Source organism: Dechloromonas denitrificans, from assembly GCF_020510685.1.
Taxonomy (GTDB): Bacteria; Pseudomonadota; Gammaproteobacteria; order Burkholderiales; family Rhodocyclaceae; genus Azonexus; species Azonexus denitrificans_A.
This window is the reverse complement of the sequence record NZ_CP075185.1, coordinates 3,231,891-3,247,030: the sequence shown is the minus strand read 5'-3', so window position 1 is coordinate 3,247,030 and position 15,140 is coordinate 3,231,891. Positions and strand designations below refer to the sequence as shown.

The window sequence follows — 15,140 nt, the reverse complement described above, 5'->3', positions numbered from 1 at the left end:
CGATCTCCTGATCAATCTACGCATAGCTGAGTTGTCGGTGACGAGAAAACAAACTGGATCACATTGTCACCATTGCCTGGACAAAGCTGACGGTGTTGCGTGGGCCCGTGATACGCGCCGTAATTCGATAATAAATACCCGAGGGAGCGGTAATGGCGACCTCCCCCCCTTCTTCACCGGAGCCACCGGCTACGGCAGCCACGATTGACGATGAGCAGTTTGCCCCAGCCGTCGGGGAACCCGCATTGGCACACATGCGATCGATGATGAATGACACGGTATTTCCGGAAGCATCGGCTGCCAGGGTGCGGATTCTTGCTGCGGGCAAACTGTTCCAGTAGGCATCCCATGTTTGTCCGGCGACCGGGCTACGGTTTGGATTGTTGCCATTGGCAGAATATCCGGCATTGGCTACGTCATTGTTCAACAGGCCTGCATTGTCCTGTAGCCACTGAAATGCGGTTTCGACTCCGGTGTCGCCGGAGTGTGTCGCTGCCTGCCGGAAGGCGAGATTGCCGGCGATGATGTTGGTCAGGTCGGTTGAGCGAATCAGTGCGATTCCGCCCAGGGTCATCACAATCAATACGATCAGGGCAATCAACAGCACCACGCCCTTTTGCTCACGTGGCAGGGTGACCGATTGTTGGGGCATCTTTAGTTGGCTTAGCATCCCGCGATCGCTCCCATCCAGGCGACGTTACGAATCGGCGCAGTCGTTTCAAAGACCCGGTAGCGGTATTGCTGCCATTCGCTCTGAACCGGGAGAGTGTTGACCGAGAGATCGATTGGTGCTCCCCCTGTGCCAGTCCATATTGGTGCTGCTGCTGTTACCGCGGCCTTTTCAAATTGGCCGCTACGCGTGACCAAGGCAAAGCGTATTGCCGAAGCCCTTGCCCAGGCGCATGCCGTTGCTGGTGTGGTCTGGTCGTATGAGTCGACGATTCCATCCATGCTCCCGCTGGTATCGCGCCCGTACTGGGCGCGCAGGCTGACCACATTGCTGGCAATTGGTCGCCAGATCGCCTGGTTGGCAAGCGTGGCTGCAGTTGAATCACCACAATTGTTGATCATGTAATTGCAGACTGTCAGGTTTCCTGAGCGAATGGCATAAGCCAAAAATCGTGGGGTGCCGCCCAGGTTGTAAAGAGCGGTTCCTGCTTCGGAGCTTGAAAGTTGAATAACTGAGTTGGTTACCGATTGCACTGTCCCGAGGACCAGCGTGGTTGCGCCGCAAGCGGCTGGTGCGGCGATGGCCCGGTCATTCTGCTTCATCATTCCCGTTCCGGTAATCGTGTAGGTCGAACCGCTTTGGTTGTTCACGTTGTAGCCGTCCGGCTGGTCGTCAGCGTTCCCGTACGACACCAGGAGGGTGTCGGTGTTGGCGTCACCCACAGGAATTACGGTTGCCGCTGGATTGACGATTACTGGCGCTAAGGGGATCGTGGCGCCACTTGGTAGCTGCAGATTGCAGCCCATCAACCGGGTGTTTGCAAAGCCATGGCCACTGCGCGAAATATCCCGCTGGATTGCATCAAGTGCAATGATTGCGTTATTTTGAGCATCACTCCCCGCGGTTGTCGTTCGTTTGCGCTCTTCGGAGAGGGCATAAACCTGCATCATGACGATAATGCCCAACATCCCGATCGCCAGGCCAACCATGATTTCTATCAGGCTGAAGCCCGAGTGGCGGTGCATATAATTTTGGGTTTTCGTTTTCAATTCCAATTCCTTTACCGGATCTGGGCGATCGCCACAAAGTTATGAGGTGTCGAGCCGACGCGCTCATTGGGGGCGTTCCAGAAGAGCGTTACGGTCGCAATGCCCTGTGCATCAATGCTTATCGTCGGTGCTGTCGCAGTATTGGCCACAACCCCGGGAAGAGTGGTGCTAACTCGGTTGAACCAAGTGTTATAGCTGGCGCCACCGGTGTTGAAATTTGTTTGTAGCGTTGTCGTGGTCCTGTCGCTGACCCACATTTGGCTGATGATGTCATTGGCCAACAGCGAGGCTTCGGAGCGGTATCGGGCATCGGTCGATTGCTTGATCGCTGTTGCTTGAAGACCCACCAGGGCCAGAACACCAAACGAGAAAACCAGAATCGCCAGCAACGCTTCAAGAAGAACTACACCTGATTGTTGAGAGAGTGGCTTGGTTTGATTAATCATTTCAACATCCCTGTGGGTCGCTGGCCGCACGGGCCGGATCGCACATGCGAATCAGCCCGCCGGTTGACACTGTTACTCGCAGGCAACGCATCGCGTTAGCTGAGCAGTTGCCGCCAGTAGGATTGGTAACATCGATGGTAGCGGCGGTATTGGCCTGTCCCATGCTGTTGAAGGTGATCACGGAGGTGCCGTTTGCATTGATTACGGCATTTGGTGAACCCTCGCCGGAAGCCCTTGTTTGTACGATGCGAGGTGCGACATTGTCTGATGGTGCGTTGTCACAGGAACCGGTCGGATCATCCAGACTGATGACCCAGTTTCTTCCGGCATCCGAAAGTGCGCATGAGTCAGTTACGGTGCTGACTAATTGGAAGCGCACGCTGGTGTTGCGTCGAACGGCTTCCGCTCTGGCAAGCGTCAGACCATTTTGAATTGCTTCCGCCGAATTTCGTATCTGGCTGCTCTGAATCCAGCGGGAAAAACTGGGGGTGCCCAGCGCCAGCAGAATCCCCATGACTACCAAACTAATCATTACTTCAATTAGCGTAATTCCAGTTTGGAGTCTGGTTTTCATGAGCAGCTACCATCCCGTCTGATTGCCCAGCAGGTGTTTGGGTTGGGATTCGACCAGCCGCTTTGCGTGATGTTTGAAGTTTTTACGTTTGATTGGTCAACTGTAAAAGTGAAGTTAGCCATTGGGCCGCCAGCATTGCCGGCTGCTTGAAGTGTATAGGTCGTGGCGGTTGCGGCGGCTGGGCAGGAGAATGTGAAAAATCTGCTGGTGGCCGCGTCGTTATTGCATGCGTCGCTACCCGCGTAGGTTCGATTATCTTGAAAGTATTGTTCCAGTTGCACCCGTTTTGCCGCTAAGGCGGATGTGGCATCCGGAATGCGTCCGCGGATCATGTAGTCGGTATAGGCCGGATAGGCAACAGCGGACAGGATGCCAATTATTGCTACGACTATCATCAGTTCGACTAGTGTGAAGCCTGATTGTTTTTTCATTATGTTCCTCGTGGGCGCCAGGGATTCGAATGAGAATGGGAACGATATGCTCCGAGTAGATGAATCAATGATAGCTGGCGAATAGAACGCGATTCTCATTTCCGACGACTGGTTGGAGATTGGGTCCGAGTGGTTATCCAGTGAGGGGGGGGTAAGATCAAAATAAGAAACTACGGCTATCTGGAATTTCCCTTGACTGAGTTGCATTTTTCCCGTGGCACTACCATTGATCGAGAGTCTGCGGAGTTCAGGTCTTTGTTATTGGCTTTGGTTTTATCGATCCTTGTGCATGCGCTGGTTGCAATTGTTTCGGTGAAAGAAAGGGAAGGGGGCGATGTCGGCGCGCGAAGTGTTGTTTTTGCCCGGCTTGTCAGCAGAGCGGCGGTTGCTGTCGCTGCTGGTGAGGAGCAGATTGATAATGGGGTTGAGCCGCTTGGCATTGTTTCTGATGATCGTCCAACGAGGATCGAAGAGGGGATTGGGTCGGATGAGCAGTCTTTTCCCAAGCACGATGCCAACCCTTCATCAGGTGTCACGTTTGCTAAGCAGGAGTATTTTTCAAGTGAATCGCTCACGGTGCGCCCGTATCCGATAACCCTTCTGGCGGATGTGGAGGCGACTGAGATTGGTCCTGGCGAAATGTTTGGTAGGACTGTGCTGAAAGTCTGGATTAGTGCAACAGGAGGTGTTGCTGCGATGGAAACTGAGTTTTCCGACATGCCGGAGCCGTTTCGTCGGGCAGCGGTTGCTGCATTTGAGCGCATGCGTTTTATGCCTGGACAGGTTGATGGAAAGCCAGTAGGTAGCATCATAAAAATTGAAATTGGTGCTGAAGATTTTCGTTTACCTTTGCAGTAGTCGTATATGAAAGCCTGGTAAGGCTTAGTCACGGATCTATCTTCCAAGCTTCATTGTTGAAAGCGCCGATACTTGTTATACTTGCAAATTGTTTTAATTTATTTGGAAATTCTAATGGCCAATAGCGCACAAGCCCGCAAGCGCGCCCGTCAAGCTGACGGGCAGCGTTCCCATAACGCCAGCCTGCGTTCGACCCTTCGTACCGCGATCAAGCGCGTTCGCCAAGCGATCGAAGCTGGCGACAAGGTCGCTGCTCAAGGCGTATTTCAGCAGTCTGTTGCGGTTCTCGATCGCATTTCGGACAAGAAGATCATTCACAAGAACAAGGCTTCTCGTACCAAGAGCCGCCTGTCTGCCCAGATCAAGGCGATTGCTGCTGCCTAATCGGATTGATCCAATAAAAATGGCGCCTTCGGGCGCCTTTTTTGTTTCTGGTTTCTGTATTCGCTATGTCTATTTTTTGTCTTCGATGGAGCAGACACCGTCGGTGATTTGCAGGTCGTTGTCTTGGGCGAAGTTGAGCATGAAGCGGTAGGCCATGGGTTCGATTTCGCCGAGGCGACCGTCAACGAAGACTGCCTTTTCGCCGTTGTAGTCGCCTGGGCCAACGTAGGGGGAGTATTTCATCTTGCGTTCGGCACCAAAAGCCGACATCACGCCACAGAGTCGTTCCGCCCAGTCACTGGGGCGAAACTTCTTTCCCTGTTTGGTGAGGCCGACAATGATAAAAGTGGTCGATTCTGGTGTTGTCATTGTTCTACTCTGCGTTTTCGGGCGTTGCGACCATTGTTTTCTGCATTCTAGCAGAAGGCTACTTGCTGTGGCAGCTTTGCCATAATTCTAGAAAATCGTCTTTTGCATTAGGGCGATAGATTGTTTTTGCAGAGTTCACTACATATACTGGAGCTAGCGCATTGATCTGTGGGGGCTTTATGCAGTCGGTCTCGATCAGCAAGTATTTTTTCCGGATCCGCACGCGAAGTGGTGTGGTGGTTGAGAATCTGTCCTTTTTCGGTCGGGATGAAGATGATGCGCGGCGCAAATTGCTGCAAATTTACAACGAGTGCCAAGTCCTTGACTGTGAGCTTCGCCGGGCTGCTTTGGTTGGGCGAAATGCCCATATGAATTACGAGGACGTGGTCGATCTGATCGTCGCATCGTAGGCTACAAGTCGCCGCGACCAATCAGTTCAGCAAGCAGGTTCTTGTAATCGTTGGCGCCTGAGCTGGCGGCGTTGTGGCGGAAAACATCACGATTCAACGAAGGGCTCTCGGCGACCGTGACGTTTTCGGAAATCACCGTCTCTAGGACTTCATTACTGTAACGCTCCCGGAGTTTGTTGCGAACGTCGTCGCTCATGCGCCGCCGGCGGTCAAAGCGGGTTAGCAGGTAGCGGCGCTCGACCCGGCGTTTCAGTACCGGTTCGAGAACCTGCAGGGTGCGGGTGATGTGGTCGGCGGCCTGTAGTGACAGGTAGTCGGTCGAGATCGGAATCAGTAACCGATCGCAGGCGAATATGGCATTGAGTGCGAGAACGCCAATGTATGGACAGCAGTCAATGAGGCAGGGGCGTTCCGGGCGGCTGGTTTCCGCTGTCTCAAGGCCGAGTCGCAACTTGTTGAGAATTGCCGGGCCCTTGCCGAAAATCGAGTCCACCTTGATGAGTTGCTGGTGAGCCGGAATCAGTTGGCCTATGTCTTGCCAGTCAATTTCGAGTTCGTGCAGGCTGTGCAGGTCCTGGTAAAACGCAAAGAGGCTGCGATTGGCTTCCAGAGGAGCCTGGCCGTGGATGCCGGAAAGGTGGCCTTGGGGATCAAGGTCGAGGAGTAGTGGAGGCGTGCCGGCACGGCTCAGGGCGGCGCCAAGATTGAGCGCGGTCGTCGTTTTTCCGACGCCTCCCTTTTGATTGAAAATGGCTAAGCGCATGGTTTTGTCGTTCTATACAAGGCTCTATTTTTCACTTAACATTCAGCTTTCTGCAACTCTTTTGGGCTTTTGCGGCCTGTTTGAGTAGCGGTCGTTCCGGCGGCATTGGCCGCCGTTTTCGTTTTTTGGGGTTGCATCATGTCGCATGTCATGAATACCTATGCCCGGTTGCCGGTGGCCTTCAGCCATGGCAAGGGTAGCCGGATTATCGATGTCGAGGGTAAGGAATACCTCGATGCGTTGTCCGGGATCGCCGTTTCCACACTCGGCCATGCCCATCCCAGATTGGTCTCGGCGATTGCTGCCCAAGCTGGCCGCATGTTGCATACCTCCAACCTGTATCGTATCCGCGAACAGGAGCAGCTTTCCGACAAACTTGCCGCGCTCTCCGGAATGCAGGAGATATTTTTCTGCAATTCAGGCTGCGAAGCCAACGAGGCGGCTATCAAGCTGGCGCGTTTCTATGGTCACAAGAAGGGGGTCGAGTCACCGACCGTCATCGTCATGGAAAAGGCTTTTCATGGCCGGACGATGGCGACGCTGTCGGCGACCGGTAACCGCAAGGCACAGGCCGGATTCGAACCGCTGGTCTCAGGTTTTGTCCGGGTGCCCTACGATGACCTCGAGGCCATCAAGGCGGTCGCCGAACACAACAAGAATGTGGTTGCCGTGATGCTGGAGATCGTTCAGGGAGAAGGGGGTATTCACCTTGCTTCCATCGAATTCCAGAAAGGTTTGCGTCAGTTATGCGATGAGCAAGGCTGGCTGTTGATCTGTGACGAAGTGCAGTGCGGCATGGCGCGGACCGGCAAGTGGTTCGGCTACCAGCATGCCGGCATCTTGCCGGACGTTGCGACACTGGCCAAAGGCCTGGGGTCCGGCGTTCCTATCGGCGCCTGCATGGCAAGTGGCAAGGCTGCCGGATTGTTCGGGCCGGGTAATCACGGATCGACGTTTGGCGGCAACCCGCTGGCGTGTACCGCGGCCCTGACGACCATCGATACCATCGAACAGGATGGCTTGATGGCCAATGCCGAACGTGTCGGAGCCCTGATTCGTTCGTTGATGGCAGAGGCGCTGGCTGGCCTCAAGGGAGTGGTCGAGATTCGTGGTCACGGCCTGATGATCGGCGTCGAGCTGGATCGTCCCTGTGGCGAACTGGTCGGCAAGGCTCTGGCGGCGGGGCTGCTGATCAATGTGACGGCGGACAAGGTCATCCGCTTGTTGCCACCGTTGATCTTCAGCGAAAATGAGGCCAGAGAGTTGGTCGAGCGTAGTGCACCTCTCATCAAGGAATTTTTGGCGGCCTAATCATGGCGATCAAACACTTTCTCCAATTCAAGGATTTCACGCGCGAAGAGCTCGAGTATGTGTTCGAGCGAACGCGCTGGATCAAGAACCAGTTCAAGTCCTATCAGAAGTACTGGCCGCTCAGCGACCGGACGCTGGTGATGATTTTCGAAAAGGCCAGCACGCGGACCCGTCTCTCTTTCGAAGCCGGCGTGCAGCAGCTGGGAGGTTCGGCGATCTACCTGAATACAAGGGACTCACAACTGGGGCGGGGCGAACCGGTCGAGGATGCGGCGCAGGTGATTTCGCGGATGAGCGATATCGTGATGATCCGCACTTTCGAGCAGGACATCATCGAGCGCTTTGCGGCCAATTCGCGCGTGCCGGTGATCAATGGACTGACCAACGAATATCACCCGTGCCAGATCCTGGCCGATATCTATACCTACATCGAGCATCGCGGTTCGATTCAGGGTAAGACGGTCGCCTGGGTGGGCGATGCCAACAATATGTGCAATACCTGGCTGCAAGCTGCCGAGGTGCTGGATTTCAAGGTGCATGTTTCGACGCCGCCTGGTTACGAGATCAAGCCTGAGCAGATCGGCGTATTCGACCACTCGCATTTCCAGGTTTTTGCCGATCCGATGGATGCCTGCCGTGGCGCCGATCTGGTGACGACTGACGTGTGGACCTCGATGGGTTTCGAGGCGGAAAACGAGGCACGGATCAAGGCTTTTGCCGATTGGTGCGTTGATGCCGAGATGATGCGCGTCGCCAATCCGGGGGCGCTGTTTATGCATTGCTTGCCGGCTCACCGGGGCGAGGAAGTAACTGCCGAGGTGATCGATGGTGCGCAATCCGTCGTCTGGGATGAGGCCGAGAACCGGCTGCACGTCCAGAAAGCGTTGATGGAATATTTGATGTTAGGCCGGATCAGCGGCTAAGTGGTCGAGTTGAAACGAAACAAGGAAACGGAAATGAGCGACGTCAAGAAAGCAGTGCTGGCCTACTCCGGCGGTCTCGATACCTCGGTGATCCTGAAGTGGTTGCAGGACACCTATCAGTGCGAAGTGGTCACCTTTACCGCCGACCTCGGCCAGGGCGAAGAGCTTGAGCCGGCGCGTGCCAAAGCGCTGCAGTTCGGTATCAAGCCGGAAAATATCTTCATCGACGATCTGCGCGAAGAGTTCGTCCGCGATTTCGTTTTTCCGATGTTCCGCTGCAATACCGTCTATGAAGGCGAATACCTGCTCGGCACGTCGATTGCCCGTCCGCTGATCGCCAAGCGCCTGATCGAAATCGTCAATGCCACCGGGGCCGATGCCATTTCCCATGGCGCCACCGGCAAGGGTAACGACCAGGTCCGTTTTGAACTGGGCGCCTATGCGCTGAAGCCGGGGATCAAGGTTATCGCCCCGTGGCGTGAATGGGATCTGCTGTCCCGCGAGAAGCTGATGGCCTATGCCGAAAAGCATGGTATTCCGGTGGATATGAAGCACAAGCTGGGTGGTTCGCCGTACTCGATGGACGCCAATCTGCTGCACATTTCCTACGAAGGCCGTCACCTGGAAAATCCGGCGGCGGAAGCCGAGGAGTCGATGTGGCGCTGGACGGTTTCGCCGGAAGCGGCACCGGACAAGGCCGAATATCTCGACATCGAATATGAGAAAGGCGACATCGTTGCATTGAACGGCACGCGCATGAGTCCGGCCAAGGTTCTGGCCAAGCTCAACGAACTGGGTGGCAAGCACGGCATCGGCCGTCTGGATCTGGTCGAAAATCGTTATGTCGGCATGAAGTCGCGTGGCTGCTACGAAACCCCGGGCGGCACGATCATGCTGCGCGCTCACCGCGCCATCGAGTCCGTCTGCCTTGATCGCGAAGTCGCTCACCTCAAGGATGATCTGATGCCGCGTTACGCCAGCCTAGTGTACAACGGCTACTGGTGGAGTCCGGAACGTCAGGCCTTGCAGGTGCTGATCGATCACACCCAGCATTGCGTCAACGGTTTCGTCCGCGTCAAGCTGTACAAGGGCAACGTCATTGTGGTCGGCCGTGATTCGAAGACCGACTCGCTGTTCGATCCGACCATCGCCACTTTCGAGGACGATGCCGGTGCCTACGATCAGAAGGATGCGGCCGGCTTCATCAAGCTGAATGCGCTGCGTCTGCGCATCGCTGCCAATCTGCGCGCCAAGAACGGTAAGGCTTAAGCAATGGAAGGCAACACCCTGTTTGGTTTAACCGAAGAACAGATTGCGGATTTCGGCTCAACCTGGGGGGTCGCAGCCTTTATCATTTTCATGCTGTTCATCATCGGCGAGATCGCCTGGAAGTCGAAAGCCGGCAAGACGGGCACCTTCGTGCTGTTCTTCGTGTTGGCTTTCGGCATGGTCGGCTTTGTCGCCAAAGCAGTCATTCAGAAACTCTGGGGTATTTAAATGTCGCAATACGACAACGTTTCCGTGGTCAAAAAATCCAACGTTTATTTCGACGGCAAGTGCGTCAGCCACACGGTAGTGCTGGCCGATGGGACGAAGAAGACGGTTGGAGTGATCCTGCCGTCCAGCCTGACCTTCAATACTGGGGCGCCGGAAATCATGGAAGGCGTTGGTGGTTCCTGCCGGGTCAAGCTGAAGGGCGAGAGCGAATGGAAAACCTATGGCGATGGTCAGTCTTTCAACGTGCCGGGCAATTCCAGCTTTGAGATTGCCTGTGACGAGCCGTATCACTATGTTTGCCATTTTGGATAAGCGACATGCCCAGTTTTGACTTCACCTCCGAAACCGACATGGTGGCTTTGAAGAATGCCGTCGATGTCGTCTCACGCCAGATCGACAATCGTTACGACTTCAAAGGCACCACTGCCAAGGTCGAGCTGAACGATAAGGACAAGGTCATCACCCTGTGGGGCGATTCGGACTTCCAGCTCGACCAGATCAAGGACCTCCTCTTTCCAGCCATGGAAAAGAAGGAAAAGGAGAGCGTCAAGCGTCTCGATCACCAGAAGGTGATCAGCGTTTCCGGCAACAAGGTCAAGCAGGAAATGAAGATCAAGGACGGTATCGACAGCGAGCTGGCCAAGAAGATCGTCAAGCTGGTCAAGGATGGCAAGCTGAAGGTCCAGGCTTCGATCCAGGGCGATACGGTGCGGATACAGGGTGCCAAACGCGACGATCTGCAGGGTTGCATCGCGTTGATCACCAAATCGATTACCGATTTTCCGATCAAGTACGGCAATTTCCGCGATTAAACGATCCGGGCGCCATCAACGGAACCCGTCGATAGTCGAAAGCAGCAACAGCCGGGCGGTCTCACCGCCCGGCTTGTTTTTGGGGCTCGCTCAGCGGGTGAGTCCCTTGATCCATACCGAGTAAAGCTGGTCCGACAACTGACGCATAACCGGCAGGCGCTCCGTGATTTCCTGCCGCATTGCGTCCGGGGTTTGCACGCTGGGCTGGTCGGCGACAGCGATTGCCTCGTCGGCCCATTGGCCGCACCAGGCGGCGATCATTTCGGGTGTCATCTCGACATGACATTGCATGCCGAGGTGCGGGCCGAGGACGAACATCTGGTTGGCACAGTGCTGATTGGCGAACAAGCGGGTGGCGCCGGCCGGAATGCTGAAGGTTTCGCCATGCCATTGGAAGATGGTGCCGGTTTTTCCGGCGCTGGCGCCAAGCCAGTGCTTTGCGATGGCGCTGTCTTCACCGCCGGCTTCGCTCCAGCCGATTTCCTTGACTGGGTTTTTTGTGATCCGGCCGCCCAGCGCCTTGCTGATCAATTGCCCACCCAGGCAATGGCCGATAACCGGCACATCCTTGGCCACGGCATCGCGAATCAGCGCGCAAACCGGCTCGATCCATGGCAGCGGATCATTGACGCTCATCGGGCCGCCCATGAAGCAGAGGCCGGCGTAGCCGTCGGCCGTGGTCGGCACCGCTTCGCCTTCGTCGATGGCGATCAGGCGCCATGGAATCCCGTGCTGTTCAAGGAATATGGCAAAATAGCCTGGACCTTCAGTGGGGGAGTGGCGAAAGATGGCGACAGGTAGCATGGTGACGATAACGGCCAGAAAAATGACGGGTTATTTTACGCCCCTCACCTTGGCGCTATATCTGTTTTCTCCACTGGTCGCCGCGCAGGATGTCGGGCTGGCCGGAGTGATGGGCAGTAAGGCGATGCTGATGGTCAATGGCGGCGATCCGCAGTCGGTGATGGTTGGCCAGTCGCTCGACGGGGTGAAGGTCGTTTCAATTCAGGGCGATCAGGTCATCGTCGAAGTCGGCGGCAAGAAGCGCCCGCTGCGCGTTGGCCAGCATGCCATCGGCGCCAGTGTTGGTGATGGCTCCGGCACCATCGTGATGACCGCCGACGCCCGTGGACACTTTGTTACCACTGGCAATATCAATGGCGCTTCGGTGCGCTTTCTGGTCGATACCGGGGCGTCGATGATTTCCTTGGGGGCAAGCGATGCCCGCCGGATCGGCCTTGATTTCAACCGCGGCCTGAAGGGCATGAGCCAGACCGCCAACGGCCAGGCCGAAGTTAGCAAGGTCAAGCTCGATACCGTGCGGGTTGGCGATGTTACGTTACACAACGTCGATGCCCTGATTCACCAGACCGACATGCCCGTTGCGTTGCTCGGCATGAGCTTTCTAAACCGTATGGAAATGCAGCGCGACGGCAGTACCATGACACTTAAAAAACGATTCTAGGAGAGAGAAGATGCCCCAACGCGACGAGGAAATTGCACTATTGCGAGACGAGCTTGAAATGTTGATGACTGAGCGGCAAGCCATTTTGCGTGTGGTTGGCGCAGCGACGGCGTTGATTGCCAGTCTGGACAGCAAGCGTTTGCCGGTGGGGGCGGTCGAGGCTGCCGATATGGTGGCGACCTCGATCAATCACCTGTCGGAAGAAACCTTGCAGGATGCCCTGACGGCGGTCAATGCAGAAATCGAGGAAGACTCCACTGCGGCATGAATGTTGATCTTGAGCGCCTGAAGGCCAGTCTGCTGCCGCAGCCTCTGGCGACTCATTTCATTGAAGAGGATGGCGCCGAGCAGTTGGCGCTGACTCCGGCAGCGGTGTTGTTTCCGATTGTTCTCCGTGATGGCGTGCACACCGTGTTGCTTACGCAGCGCACCGCACATCTCAGGGATCATGCCGGCCAGATCAGTTTTCCCGGCGGGCGGGTCGAGCCCGAGGATCTGTCGCCGATGGATACGGCGCTGCGCGAGACCGAGGAGGAAATCGGCTTGACCCGCGACCGGATCGAGATCCTCGGCTTTCTACCTGAATATCGTACCGGCACGGGGTTCCGGGTGACGCCGGTGGTCGCCCTTGTGTCGCCACCTTTTGACATTCACCCCGATCCGTTCGAAGTGGCTGAAGTGTTCGAGGTGCCGCTCGCTTTTCTGCTCGATCCGGCCAATCACAAGCAGCATTCGATTCATCATCAAGGTGCCATGCGGCATTTTTTTGCCATGCCCTACGGCGATTATTTTATCTGGGGCGCCACCGCCGGAATGATCCGCTCGCTGACCGAACGGCTTGGCCTCCATCCGGCTTGAGCTTGTGGTATTGTGGCGTTTTAGTACAAGAATATAAGCCGAATACGGCAATTATTGGCCCCACATGAGCCTTCTCTCGCTGATCGCAGTTTTTCTCATCGAGCAGCTGCAACCCCTGAACTATCGTCGCGCCGTAGCGGAACCGCTTGGCGCATGGGCGGATTTCATCGAATCCCGCTTCAACGCCGGTGGTTATCGACATGGCATCGCTGCCTGGTGTCTCGCGGTGCTGCTACCGGTTTTGCTTGTTGGTGCGCTGTACAGCCTGCTCTATTACGTCAGCCCGATCCTGGCCTGGGCGCTGAATGTTTGCGCGCTCTACCTGACCATGGGTTTCCGGCAGTTCAGTCACCACTACACCGAAATCCAGCTGGCTCTCCGGCTGGGTGATCTTGAGCGAGCCCGCCAGTTGCTCGCTGAATGGCAGGGGCGGTCCACCGTCGATCTGGGCTCTGAGGATATTGCCAGGCTTTCGATCGAGGGGGCGCTGGCGGCTTCGCATCGGCATGTCTTCGCCGTGCTGCTCTGGTTTGTCATTCTGCCTGGCCCGTGTGGCGCCGTGCTGTACCGGATGGCGGCAGTTGTCCGCGAGCGCTGGCACGAAATCATCGGGGCGGAGTCAAATGATTTTTCGCTGTTCGCCAGGCAGGTTTTCGGTATCATCGATTGGCTGCCCCTGCGGGCAACCGCTTCGGCATTTGCCATCGTTGGCGATTTCGAGGATGCCGTGTATTGCTGGCGTACCCAACCGGCCCAGTGGCCGGATCGCGATATGGGCATTGTCCTCGCCAGTGGTGCGGGGGCGCTAGGTGTTCAGCTCGGGCGACCGGTCGTCGATGGCGCGGAAGTCTCGGATCGCGGAGAGCTCGGTCTGGGCGACCTGGCCGATGTGGATTTCATGCAGAGCGCTGTGGGCCTGGTCTGGCGCGCAACGATACTGTGGATCTTGTTGCTGTTTTTGTTGGGGCTCGCCAGTCTGGCGGGTTGAATGATACTTATCAGGAGGTTTTCATGAGCAGAGACGTCGTCGTTCTAAGCGCAGTTCGTTCCGCTATCGGTTCTTTTGGTGGTGCCCTGGCCGATTTTGAAAGCACCGAACTCGCCGGTGTGGTGATGAAGGAAGCGATTGCTCGCTCCGGTGTCGATCCCCTGGCCATCAACTACGTTACCGTCGGCACCACGATGCCGACCGATTCGCGTTATGCCTACGTTTCCCGCGTGGCATCGATCCAGGCCGGTCTGTCGATGGACTCCGTCGCCATGCAGGTCAGCCGCCTGTGTGCTTCCGGCCTGCAAGGCATCGTGACTACCGCTCAGAACCTGATGCTGGGTGATGCCGATTACGGTATCGGCGGTGGTGTCGAAGTCATGTCCAAGGCAGCCTACCTGTTGCCGGCACTTCGTTCCGGTGCCCGTATGGGTGACACCAAGGCGATCGACTCGATGGTTGCCGTGCTGACCGATCCGTTTGGCGTTGGCCACATGGGTATCACCGCGGAAAACCTGGCGACCAAGCACGGCATCACCCGTGAAGCTCAGGATGCCTTCGCGGTCGAATCCCAGCGTCGTGCTGCCGCCGCTATTGCTGCCGGTCACTTCAAGTCGCAGATTTTCCCGATCGTCAAACAGACCCGCAAGGGCGAAGTGGTGTTTGACACCGATGAATACGTCAAGGCCGGTACCACGCTGGAAAGTCTGGCCAAGATGAAGCCGGCCTTCAAGAAGGATGGTACCGTCACCGCCGGTAACGCTTCCGGTATCAATGATGGTGCCGCCTTCATGGTGCTGGCTGCCGCTGACGTCGCTGCCAAGGCCGGTTACAAGGCCATGGCCCGCATCGCTTCCTACGCTGTTGCCGGCGTGCCGAACGACGTGATGGGCGAAGGTCCGATCCCGGCGACCAAGCTGGCTCTGAAGAAGGCTGGCCTGACGCTGGACCAGATGGACGTCATCGAATCCAATGAAGCTTTCGCTGCCCAGGCATTGTCGGTTTCCAAGGTGCTCGGTCTCGACCCGGCCAAGACCAACCCGAACGGTGGCGCCATCGCCCTCGGTCACCCGGTTGGCTGTTCCGGTGCCTTCATCGCCACCAAGGCGCTGTACGAACTGGAACGCATTGGTGGCAAGTACGCCCTGGTCACGATGTGTATCGGTGGTGGTCAAGGTATCGCTGTCATCTTCGAACGCGCCTGATCACTCCGCGTCAGTCGTTATAGAGAAACCCACCGGAGCGATCCGGTGGGTTTTTTATTTGCACCAGTTTGAAATAAGCCGCACCGTATTGGGGCGTGGCCTTGCTTCATGAAAATGTAATTCACTG

At 56.3% G+C, this 15,140-nt stretch carries 22 protein-coding genes; 14 read left to right on the top strand and 8 right to left on the bottom strand.

All coding sequences use genetic code 11. From position 1 onward, the window contains the following. Positions 1 to 58: 58 nt before the first annotated feature. The 5 genes from KI611_RS15630 to KI611_RS15610 are packed head-to-tail and all read right to left on the bottom strand — an operon-like array spanning position 59 to position 3,170. Positions 59 to 652, bottom strand: a complete 594-nt coding sequence (locus KI611_RS15630) for a hypothetical protein (RefSeq protein ID WP_226416573.1) — start codon at positions 650 to 652, stop codon at positions 59 to 61. Positions 653 to 663: 11 nt separating this feature from the next. After that, a complete protein-coding gene (locus tag KI611_RS15625) occupies positions 664 to 1,719 on the bottom strand; it encodes a PilW family protein (protein WP_226416572.1) in 1,056 nt (351 codons plus the stop codon). An 11-nt stretch (positions 1,720 to 1,730) separates the two neighbouring features. Further along, positions 1,731 to 2,165: a type IV pilus modification protein PilV gene (pilV, locus tag KI611_RS15620; RefSeq protein ID WP_226416571.1), complete on the bottom strand. Its 435-nt coding sequence runs from the start codon at positions 2,163 to 2,165 to the stop codon at positions 1,731 to 1,733. 1 nt (position 2,166) lies between these two features. Then, positions 2,167 to 2,739: a GspH/FimT family pseudopilin gene (locus KI611_RS15615; protein WP_226416570.1), complete on the bottom strand. Its 573-nt coding sequence runs from the start codon at positions 2,737 to 2,739 to the stop codon at positions 2,167 to 2,169. Then, positions 2,736 to 3,170 (bottom strand): type IV pilin protein, encoded by a 435-nt coding sequence (locus KI611_RS15610; RefSeq protein WP_319002302.1) that lies wholly within the window; start codon positions 3,168 to 3,170, stop codon positions 2,736 to 2,738. The genes KI611_RS15615 and KI611_RS15610 overlap by 4 nt, the downstream gene beginning before the upstream one ends. A 192-nt stretch (positions 3,171 to 3,362) precedes the next feature. Between KI611_RS15610 and KI611_RS15600 the strand changes: the two genes are divergently transcribed. Both KI611_RS15600 and rpsT read left to right on the top strand, forming a co-directional pair. Further along, positions 3,363 to 4,028, top strand: a complete 666-nt coding sequence (locus KI611_RS15600; protein ID WP_226416569.1) for an energy transducer TonB — start codon at positions 3,363 to 3,365, stop codon at positions 4,026 to 4,028. A gap of 114 nt (positions 4,029 to 4,142) precedes the next feature. Next, positions 4,143 to 4,412 carry a 30S ribosomal protein S20 gene (rpsT, locus tag KI611_RS15595; protein ID WP_226416568.1) on the top strand — a complete coding sequence of 90 codons (270 nt, stop codon included), beginning with the start codon at positions 4,143 to 4,145 and terminating at the stop codon, positions 4,410 to 4,412. Positions 4,413 to 4,481: 69 nt separating this feature from the next. Here rpsT and KI611_RS15590 read toward each other — a convergent pair whose 3' ends face one another. Then, positions 4,482 to 4,781: a DUF3579 domain-containing protein gene (locus KI611_RS15590; RefSeq protein WP_226416567.1), complete on the bottom strand. Its 300-nt coding sequence runs from the start codon at positions 4,779 to 4,781 to the stop codon at positions 4,482 to 4,484. Positions 4,782 to 4,960: 179 nt separating this feature from the next. Here KI611_RS15590 and KI611_RS15585 point away from each other — a divergent pair, with 179 nt between their 5' ends. Next, entirely contained in the window at positions 4,961 to 5,191 is a 231-nt protein-coding gene (locus tag KI611_RS15585; RefSeq protein ID WP_226416566.1) for a hypothetical protein, read from the top strand. A 1-nt stretch (position 5,192) separates the two neighbouring features. On the opposite strand, the gene KI611_RS15580 is transcribed toward KI611_RS15585, so the two are convergent. Then, positions 5,193 to 5,954 carry a ParA family protein gene (locus KI611_RS15580; RefSeq protein ID WP_226416565.1) on the bottom strand — a complete coding sequence of 254 codons (762 nt, stop codon included), beginning with the start codon at positions 5,952 to 5,954 and terminating at the stop codon, positions 5,193 to 5,195. A gap of 138 nt (positions 5,955 to 6,092) precedes the next feature. On the opposite strand from KI611_RS15580, the gene KI611_RS15575 reads away from it, so the two are divergent. From KI611_RS15575 to KI611_RS15550, 6 genes are read left to right on the top strand one after another with little or no spacing between them, the layout of a single operon-like run. Beyond that, positions 6,093 to 7,265: an aspartate aminotransferase family protein gene (locus tag KI611_RS15575; protein WP_226416564.1), complete on the top strand. Its 1,173-nt coding sequence runs from the start codon at positions 6,093 to 6,095 to the stop codon at positions 7,263 to 7,265. Between the two features lie 2 nt (positions 7,266 to 7,267). After that, complete coding sequence (argF, locus tag KI611_RS15570) at positions 7,268 to 8,188, top strand: ornithine carbamoyltransferase (protein WP_413463916.1); 921 nt, start codon at positions 7,268 to 7,270, stop codon at positions 8,186 to 8,188. A gap of 33 nt (positions 8,189 to 8,221) precedes the next feature. Next, entirely contained in the window at positions 8,222 to 9,457 is a 1,236-nt protein-coding gene (locus tag KI611_RS15565) for an argininosuccinate synthase (protein WP_226416563.1), read from the top strand. A gap of 3 nt (positions 9,458 to 9,460) precedes the next feature. After that, positions 9,461 to 9,685, top strand: a complete 225-nt coding sequence (locus KI611_RS15560) for a DUF2788 domain-containing protein (RefSeq protein WP_226416562.1) — start codon at positions 9,461 to 9,463, stop codon at positions 9,683 to 9,685. Further along, positions 9,686 to 9,997: a pyrimidine/purine nucleoside phosphorylase gene (locus KI611_RS15555; protein ID WP_226416561.1), complete on the top strand. Its 312-nt coding sequence runs from the start codon at positions 9,686 to 9,688 to the stop codon at positions 9,995 to 9,997. A 5-nt stretch (positions 9,998 to 10,002) separates the two neighbouring features. After that, positions 10,003 to 10,497: a YajQ family cyclic di-GMP-binding protein gene (locus KI611_RS15550; RefSeq protein WP_226416560.1), complete on the top strand. Its 495-nt coding sequence runs from the start codon at positions 10,003 to 10,005 to the stop codon at positions 10,495 to 10,497. A gap of 90 nt (positions 10,498 to 10,587) precedes the next feature. On the opposite strand, the gene KI611_RS15545 is transcribed toward KI611_RS15550, so the two are convergent. After that, positions 10,588 to 11,301 carry a type 1 glutamine amidotransferase gene (locus KI611_RS15545; protein ID WP_226416559.1) on the bottom strand — a complete coding sequence of 238 codons (714 nt, stop codon included), beginning with the start codon at positions 11,299 to 11,301 and terminating at the stop codon, positions 10,588 to 10,590. On the opposite strand from KI611_RS15545, the gene KI611_RS15540 reads away from it, so the two are divergent. The 5 genes from KI611_RS15540 (at position 11,300) to KI611_RS15520 (ending at position 15,013) form a co-directional block, all read left to right on the top strand. Further along, complete coding sequence (locus KI611_RS15540; protein WP_226416558.1) at positions 11,300 to 11,962, top strand: TIGR02281 family clan AA aspartic protease; 663 nt, start codon at positions 11,300 to 11,302, stop codon at positions 11,960 to 11,962. The two genes, KI611_RS15545 and KI611_RS15540, sit on opposite strands and share 2 nt — an antisense overlap. Before the next feature lie 10 nt (positions 11,963 to 11,972). Next, entirely contained in the window at positions 11,973 to 12,230 is a 258-nt protein-coding gene (locus KI611_RS15535; RefSeq protein ID WP_226416557.1) for a hypothetical protein, read from the top strand. Continuing rightward, positions 12,227 to 12,820, top strand: coding sequence for a CoA pyrophosphatase (locus KI611_RS15530; protein ID WP_226416556.1), 594 nt, complete (start codon positions 12,227 to 12,229; stop codon positions 12,818 to 12,820). Before KI611_RS15535 ends, KI611_RS15530 begins: the two co-directional genes overlap by 4 nt. A gap of 64 nt (positions 12,821 to 12,884) precedes the next feature. Next, entirely contained in the window at positions 12,885 to 13,808 is a 924-nt protein-coding gene (locus KI611_RS15525) for a CobD/CbiB family protein (RefSeq protein ID WP_226416555.1), read from the top strand. A gap of 23 nt (positions 13,809 to 13,831) precedes the next feature. Further along, positions 13,832 to 15,013, top strand: a complete 1,182-nt coding sequence (locus KI611_RS15520) for an acetyl-CoA C-acyltransferase family protein (RefSeq protein WP_226416554.1) — start codon at positions 13,832 to 13,834, stop codon at positions 15,011 to 15,013. Positions 15,014 to 15,140 lie beyond the last annotated feature (127 nt).